This window comes from Gracilibacillus oryzae (genome assembly GCF_009498735.1).
Classification (GTDB): domain Bacteria; phylum Bacillota; class Bacilli; order Bacillales; family Amphibacillaceae; genus Gracilibacillus; species Gracilibacillus oryzae.
Genome location: NZ_ML762428.1, coordinates 44,146 through 52,133, shown reverse-complemented (window position 1 = coordinate 52,133; position 7,988 = coordinate 44,146). Strand labels below are relative to the sequence as shown.

Here is a 7,988-nt window from a genome sequence, read left to right as displayed (position 1 = left end):
GCGGATCAAATCATTGTCCTTGAAGACGGGAAAATAACGGAACATGGTACGCATGAAGAATTGATGCTGATGAGAGGCTGGTATTATCATCAGTTCATGATCCAGCAGATGGAAGGAGGTCTGGAATAATGAAAAAAGTGTCGACAGAAAAGCGGTTATTTCAATATGCACTGAACTATAGAAAGACGATTATTATTGGGCTTGTTTGTTTAATGTTTGCGGTAGCTCTCGAATTGAGCGGGCCTTTTATTGCGAAAAGACTAATTGATCAGCATATCGTGGGTGTGGCTAATCATTATGTAGTAACAGATAACGGGTCAGGCATTGCGTTTGAAGGGGAAAATTATGTAAGAGTTGACCGTGCAGATGAAGCGGAAGGTCAGGTTGTTACCTTATTTCAAGATGGGCTCGACTTTTATTTGTTAAGGGATGAAGTATCATTACAAGCAACATTCACGGAATACAGTAATGGAGAAGTCATGCTTGAAAATGATGGAAGTCCAATTGCGGTAGAGGGTGAAAAGCTTTCCACAAGTGAAGTCTTTACCTTTTTCCAACAGGAAGTAAAGTCGATTATCTGGCTGCTTGTACTCTATATTAGTCTAATTCTTATTTCATCGGTGTTTGTTTATTACAAAACTTACTTGCTGCAATATGCTTCCAACCGCATCATTCAGAAAATGCGCCATGATGTGTTTCATCATATTCAGCGTATTCCGATCAAGTATTTTGTCGACCAGCCGGCAGGAAAAATACTGGCACGGGTAACGAACGATACGGAAGCAATCAGAGAGCTTTATGTTAAAGTCCTTGAAGTCTTTGCATCTGGAATTATTTATATGTTCGGTATCTTTATCGCCCTGTTTATTTTAGATGTAAAATTAGCATTGATTTCATTATTGCTTGTTCCAATTTTATTTATCTGGATGAATGTCTATAAAAAAATTGGCGGCAGATATAACCGGATCATCCGGGAAACGAACAGTAACATTAATGCGAATATTAATGAATCGATTCAGGGAATGACAGTGATACAGGCATATAATCAAACGGAAAGAATGGCTGGGGAATTCGAAGTTTTAAATGAGAAGCAGCGCCATTTCCAGACAAAAATGAACACATTTAACGCATTTTCCTCTTTTAATCTTGTTGATCTTTTGCGTAATGTGGCTTTCGTTGTAGTTATTCTCTATTTTGGCGGAGGAGCACTTGATGGTACTACGCTTGCCTCTGCAGGTTTGCTTTATGCCTTGGTTGACTTATTAACCCGTTTGTTTGAGCCAGTTAATCAAATCGTCAGCCAACTTGAACAATTGGAATTAGCAAGAGCATCTGGTCAAAGGGTGTTTCATTTATTGGATGAAAAAGCAGAGGATATGAGTGATACACCAATTAACCGCTATAAGGGAAATGTCAGCTTTGATCACGTTTCTTTTGCCTATAATAAAGAAGACTATGTATTAAAAGACTTAAGCTTCGAGATTAAAGCAGGTCAGACAGCGGCATTTGTCGGTCATACTGGTTCCGGGAAAAGTACGATTATGAATTTGCTGTTCCGTTTTTATGATCCGACAAAAGGCAAGATTCTGATTGATGGAATCGATACAGGTGATTTTGCGAAGCAGCAGATCAGACAGCATATCGGTATTGTTTTGCAGGATCCGTTTATTTTTACTGGGACGATCCTGTCCAATATCACGATGAATGATCCATCTGTCAGCAGAGAAACGGCGATTCAGGCATTAAAGGCAGTTGGAGCCGATCGTTTTATTGAAAAACTGCCTAACCAGTATGATGAACCTGTGAAAGAAAAAGGGAATGAATTTTCCACAGGACAGCGTCAATTACTGTCTTTCGCGCGTGCATTGGCATTTGATCCGGCAATTCTGATTCTGGATGAAGCAACAGCTAATATTGATACAGAAACAGAAGGCATGATCCAAAAAGCTCTAAATGTACTAAAAAAGGGTCGTACAACACTTGTCATTGCCCACAGGTTATCCACAATCCAGCAGGCGGATCAGATTTTTGTTCTAAGTCATGGTGAAATAATTGAAGAAGGCAATCACGAAACACTGCTAGCCGACCATGGGGAATACTTCAAAATGTATGAGATGCAGCTAGGGAAGAAAGGTGTTCAGGCCTCTTAGCTATATATGTTATACTTAATGAAGTATCTTTAGAAAGTAGGTAACTTCATGCAGCGTGGCAGTTTTCAATGGATGAAATCATTAAATAAAGCAATCATTTTAAATAAAATTCGTACATCTGAGCCAATATCACGAGCTCAAATTGCAAAAGAAACGAAATTGACACCGCCGACAGTCGGATCGATCGTCAAGGAGCTCTTAGAACAGAGGTTGATACTGGAAAGTACATTAGGCGAATCACAAGGTGGAAGGAAGCCGACGATGTTGATTTTGAATACATCTGGCTTCCATGTGATTGGCAGTGATGTTGGTTTAAGTAAGATCCAATTCATTATTTCTGATTTATCTGGTAAGGTGATGGATGAATCGGAAGAACTTTTAGATGAAAATGTGACGGAGGAGTCATTTCTTTCCATTTTAACAAAAGGTGTTCAGCATTTGATGCAGCAGCACAGTGATCTTGAGTTCATTGGCATCGGAGTGGCAATGCACGGGATTGTTGATGCTGAATCAGGTGTTTCGATTTTTGCTCCGAACTTGCAATTGAGAGATATTCCGATAAAAAAAGATCTGGAAGAAAAATTTCAAATGGATGTAAAAGTCGAGAATGATGCCAAAGCTTTTGCGCTGGGAGAAGCCTGGTTCCAGGATCGGGTCAGTCACAAAAGTATGGTTGCAATTAATATCGGACTCGGTGTCGGTGCAGGGATTGTGATTGATGGGAAATTATATAATGGGGAGCATGGTATTGCCGGTGAAATCGGCCATATGATGATTGATATTAATGGGAAAAAATGTTCCTGCGGCAATTATGGCTGTCTGCAAACTTTAGTTTCAGGCCCGGCGATTGCGGAGCGGATCTTGGAGCAACTAAACTATGGAAACGAAAGTATATTAATCAATTGGATAGAAGAAGAGCAAGCAATAACAGCAGAACTCGTGTACAAAGCAGCAATGAATAATGATTCCTTAGCGATAGAAATACTTCATGATACGGGTGTATATATTGGTATTGCACTAACTAACCTTGTCCATGTATGGAATCCAAGCAAAATCATTATAGGTGGCGGGGTCTCTAAAGCGGGAGATTTTATTTTAACAGCGATAAAAGAAACGTTAATGGAAAGAGTGATTACGGAGAAAGCTCAAACCACAGCAATTTTGATATCAAAATTAGGTAGTTACGGATCCTCCTTAGGTTCGGTAGCATTGATATTAAGTGAATTGTTTGAACCAAATATTGGGTAAAATATATTCTTAAGAAGTTTGCTTTAAATGTGTACTTATTTCTCATATAATAGAATAATAGATACCCTTTATGAAAAGAGTTGTTGCCAATGAATGTGAAAAAAAGATTTACTTTTTCTAATTCTGAGAATCCTTTACCACTATATATTGAAAGTATCGGTTATAATCCACAAGAATTAGACTTTCACCGTCCTGAAGGCTATCCTTATTATCATTGGTTACAAACAATCAAGGGAGAAGGTTTGATCGAGTTACAAAATCAAACTTTCTCTCTTCCTGTAGGTAAAGGGATTTTATTGACTCCTTATACACCGCATGCCTACTATTCAGATCATCAGGCAGGGGGACTATGGCAAACCTATTATATAACATTTACAGGAGCAGCAATTGATCCAATATTGAACTCCCTGGATATGAATTATTCTGCTTTTTATGAAGAAACGAATCAGATAGCTTTTTCTGACCATGTAGAGAAAATGTTACTAAAATTGGAACAAAATGCAGCGCCGCATCATATTGCCCACGAAATTTCATCTGATTTATATCAATTTTTAGTCTATTTAAAAAAATATGGACAGATGAATGATAAGCTATCCATTTTACAATCATATGAGAAAATCCGTTCAATCGTTGAATGGCTCGAACAAGTTTATCATGAAGATATTGGGTTGTTGGAAATTTCTGATAAGGCGCAGGTGAGTGCCCAACATTTAAACACAATGTTCCATGATACTTTCGGTATAAGCCCATACTCATTCCTTGTGCAATTAAGAATTAGAGAAGCCAAACGAATTCTTATTACAAATCCAGACTTATCTTTAAAACAAATAGCGAAACAAGTTGGATTTAATGGTCTCAGTCATTTCGTTACAACATTCAAAAAGCGTGAGGGAATAACACCAACCACTTATCGAAACCTGCATCAGTAAAATGATGCAGGTTTCGTTATTTGAAAGTAAGTTAGAAGAATTTGATATATCCACCATTTTGTAAACGCTTTATAATAATGAGTGTAGAGATAATAAAATTAATTTATTAAGGAGGTCATGAATTTGTTTAAAAACAAAACTTTATGGGATTTATTATTAATTGTGTCACTTCTATTCGTGCTCGCGGCATGCGCGCCTGAACGTGAAGAAGTAGGACAAACATCACAAAACAGTGGAGAAGGAGATTCAGAAGAAAAAGAATCTGAAGAAGCAGAAAAGCCGGAGCAACTTAAAGTTTGGATGAACGATGAAGAAGAAGCAATTGCTGCAGCAGAGGAAATGTTTGCTGCCTATAAAGAGGAGACTGGAATTGAAGTTGTTTATGAAAAAGTGCCGATGCCTGATCAACTGCAAAAACTTAGCTTAGCAGGCCCAACGGGAGATGGGCCAGACCTATTCTTCCAACCTCAAGATCGTCTTGGTGATGTGGTGGCGCAAGGGCTTGCTGTTCCAATGGAATACACGGATGAGGACCTTAGTGGTTTTAGTGATGTAGCAATTGATGCCTTTACCTACGAAAGTGAAATCTATGGGGCACCGGTAACAATTGATACTTACTTTATTTATTATAACAAGAGTTTAGTTGATGCTCCTCCAGAGACTATTGAAGAAGTATATGACCTAGCAAAAGAATTGACAGATGCTAGCAAAGATCAATTTGGATTTTTAATTTCGCCTGAGTTTTATTACTTATATTCTTTTATGAATAGTTACGGTGGTTACGTTTTTGGTGAGGAAAATGGAGTATATGATCCATCAGATATTGGCTTAAATAATGATGGTTCTATCAAAGGGTTACAAGAATTCAAAAAGTTTATTGATGAAGGGCTTATACCTAAAAGTTTAACAGTAGACGTAATAGATGGATTATTTACTGAAGGTAAAGTAGGGATGGTTGTAAGTGGTCCATGGAACATTCCAATCTACCAAGAAGCACTTGGTGATGATTTAGCAACTGCACCGTTACCTAAGATTAATGGTAAAACAGCTCCATCATTTGTAGGTGTTAAATCTTGGTTGGTGTCTTCATATAGTGAACATCCTAAATGGGCAATGGACTTAGCAAAATTCATGACAAATAGTGAAAATTCTCAACTAAATTATGATTCTACTGGTGAAATGCCACCGAGACCAGAAATATTAAAACAAATTGATGACCCAATTTATGAGGGGTATACTAAACAAATTCCTAATGGCACACCAATGCCAAATATTCCTGAAATGTCAATTGTATGGGATATTGATGATGCTATTGAACTGATAGTAAATGGTGGGGACGTAGAAGAAGTGTTAAACGATGTAGTTAGTAATATAAAGCAGAAAATAGATATGTCAGCACAGTAATTTCCAGAGTGAAAAGGTCTCCTTTTCACTCTAGGTATATAAAGGATGATAACAATGCTTGAAAGAGAAAGGGTAATAGATAATCCTCTTAATGAAAAGGGAAATAATAATAAACCTAAATCTGTAAAACATAATGCTGTCCTTGCGACAATTTTATCCATAATCTTTGCTGGTTGTGGACAGATCTATAATAGAAGGTTTTTCAAAGGGATAGTTTTTATTATTCTTGAGATTGCTTTCATTATGACATGTGGTGATTTTATCAATTTAGGAATTTGGGGAATCAGAACATTAGGTACAATCCAGGGAGTAGATCATTCTATTTTCTTACTTGTCTATGGGTTAATTTCTATCATCATGTTAGTGTTTGTTGTTGCATTCTATATTTTAAATGTTAAGGATGCAAGAAAGCAAGCTAAATTAATTGCTCAAGGTTGGGAGCCTCCAGGATTAAGAGAATCTATAAGAATAGGGTATGATCGTTCTTTTGTATACTGGTTAACTGTTCCAGGATTCACTCTACTTATTTTTACAGTTTTATTACCATTGTTATTTGCTATTTCATTAGCGTTCACTAACTATGATTTATATAATTCCCCTCCAAGAAATTTGCTAGACTGGGTTGGTATTGAAAATTTTACTCAACTGATAAGTGTACCAATATGGAAGGATACGTTCTTCAGTGTGTTTTCATGGACAATTATTTGGACATTGGTTGCTACAAGTTTACAAATAATTTTAGGTTTATTTTTAGCATTGCTTGCTAATGACAGTCGAATTAAATTTAAAAAGTTAATTCGTACTATATTGATACTGCCATGGGCTGTTCCGGGGTTTGTATCTATTTTGATATTTGCTGCAATGTTTAATAATGATTTTGGGACGATAAATCGAGATATAATTATCCCTCTATTTGGTGGAGATGGAATACCTTGGTTATCAGATCCATTTTATACAAGAATAGTTCTAATTTTAATTCAGACATGGTTAGGCTATCCATTTATTTTTGCTTTATTTTCAGGTGTGTTGCAAAGCGTCTCAAAAGATTGGTATGAAGCAGCAGAAGTTGATGGTGCAACAAGATGGCAGAAATTCAGAAATATTACTTTACCTCATGTATTATTTGCAACTGCGCCTTTATTGATTATTCAATACACAACTAATTTTAATAATTTTAATGTTATTTATCTTTTTAATGAAGGTGGTCCAGCAGTCCAGGGGCAAAATGCAGGAGGAACAGACATATTAATTTCATGGGTCTATAAATTAACATTTGAGACAAATAATTATAGTATGGCTGCAGCAATTTCATTAATCATTGGATTATTAGTTTCCGTATTTGCTATATTCCAATTCCGTCGGACAAGTTCATTTAAACAGGAGGGGAAAATTTGATGAATTCAAAAATGAAATCAAATTTAGAAGTAGTAGGGATTTATCTAATTTTCACTTTTATGGCTGTTATTATCATCTATCCTATAGTTTGGGCAATAGGTATGTCATTAAATTCAAGTACAAGTTTTTACTCATCGACTATTATTCCTGAAAAATGGTCTTTAGTACACTATAAATGGCTTTTTACAGATCCAAATAGTGATTATTTACTTTGGTATAAAAATAGTATGATCGTTTCTGGTTGTTCGGCTGTATTCTCAGTGATTATGACTTCACTCGTAGCTTATGCATTTTCAAGATATAACTTTGTAGGGAAGAAAACTGGATTATATACATTTCTAATCCTACAAATGTTTCCGGCAATGATGGCGATGGTGGCGCTATATATATTGTTAAATCTTGTAGGACTATTAGATACGTTAACGGGCTTAATTTTGATTTATGTAGGTGGACAAATCCCCTTTAATGCATGGCTAGTAAAAGGATACTTGGATACAATTCCAAGAGAATTAGATGAATCAGCTAAAATTGATGGTGCTGGTCATATGACGATCTTTTTAAGAATTATCATACCTCTAGCAAAGCCAATATTAGCAGTAGTAGCATTATTCAATTTTATGACACCTTTATTTGACTTTTTATTACCATCAATTATTTTACAGAGTTCAGATAATTACACGCTAGCATTAGGATTATTTAATTTTATTAATGATCAATTTTCAAACAACTTTACTAGATTTGCCGCGGGAGCAATATTAATCGCAGCACCTGTGTCAATACTTTATTTGTTTTTACAAAGATATTTGATAACAGGGCTTACAGCTGGTGGGACAAAAGGATAAAAATAGAAATTCGCAAAATT

General features: G+C 36.1%; 6 protein-coding genes. All 6 read left to right on the top strand.

The genetic code is table 11. The features are described 5' to 3' along the window. The first annotated feature begins 128 nt into the window (after nucleotides 1-128). The 6 genes from F9U64_RS08415 to F9U64_RS08390 all read left to right on the top strand — a co-directional run bounded on the left by F9U64_RS08415 (nucleotide 129) and on the right by F9U64_RS08390 (nucleotide 7,968). Nucleotides 129-2,150, top strand: coding sequence for an ABC transporter ATP-binding protein (locus F9U64_RS08415; protein WP_153402571.1), 2,022 nt, complete (start codon nucleotides 129-131; stop codon nucleotides 2,148-2,150). A gap of 48 nt (nucleotides 2,151-2,198) precedes the next feature. Then, a complete protein-coding gene (locus F9U64_RS08410) occupies nucleotides 2,199-3,398 on the top strand; it encodes an ROK family transcriptional regulator (RefSeq protein ID WP_153402570.1) in 1,200 nt (399 codons plus the stop codon). An 89-nt stretch (nucleotides 3,399-3,487) separates the two neighbouring features. Next, a complete protein-coding gene (locus tag F9U64_RS08405) occupies nucleotides 3,488-4,327 on the top strand; it encodes an AraC family transcriptional regulator (protein WP_153402569.1) in 840 nt (279 codons plus the stop codon). A gap of 123 nt (nucleotides 4,328-4,450) precedes the next feature. Next, the gene (locus F9U64_RS08400; RefSeq protein ID WP_228275632.1) at nucleotides 4,451-5,731 is read left to right on the top strand and encodes a sugar ABC transporter substrate-binding protein; all 1,281 of its coding nucleotides are present in this window, start codon (nucleotides 4,451-4,453) and stop codon (nucleotides 5,729-5,731) included. A gap of 54 nt (nucleotides 5,732-5,785) precedes the next feature. Further along, the gene (locus tag F9U64_RS08395) at nucleotides 5,786-7,126 is read left to right on the top strand and encodes a carbohydrate ABC transporter permease (protein WP_153402567.1); all 1,341 of its coding nucleotides are present in this window, start codon (nucleotides 5,786-5,788) and stop codon (nucleotides 7,124-7,126) included. Further along, a complete protein-coding gene (locus F9U64_RS08390) occupies nucleotides 7,126-7,968 on the top strand; it encodes a sugar ABC transporter permease (protein WP_153402738.1) in 843 nt (280 codons plus the stop codon). The genes F9U64_RS08395 and F9U64_RS08390 overlap by 1 nt, the downstream gene beginning before the upstream one ends. Nucleotides 7,969-7,988 lie beyond the last annotated feature (20 nt).

What these genes read in the sequence shown, in the direction of transcription:
- F9U64_RS08390 (WP_153402738.1), top strand. Translation starts at nt 7,126, where the DNA reads ATGAATTCAAAAATGAAATCAAATTTAGAAGTAGTAGGGATTTATCTA.
- F9U64_RS08405 (WP_153402569.1), top strand. Translation starts at nt 3,488, where the DNA reads ATGAATGTGAAAAAAAGATTTACTTTTTCTAATTCTGAGAATCCTTTA.
- F9U64_RS08415 (WP_153402571.1), top strand. Translation starts at nt 129, where the DNA reads ATGAAAAAAGTGTCGACAGAAAAGCGGTTATTTCAATATGCACTGAAC.
- F9U64_RS08395 (WP_153402567.1), top strand. Translation starts at nt 5,786, where the DNA reads ATGCTTGAAAGAGAAAGGGTAATAGATAATCCTCTTAATGAAAAGGGA.
- F9U64_RS08410 (WP_153402570.1), top strand. Translation starts at nt 2,199, where the DNA reads ATGCAGCGTGGCAGTTTTCAATGGATGAAATCATTAAATAAAGCAATC.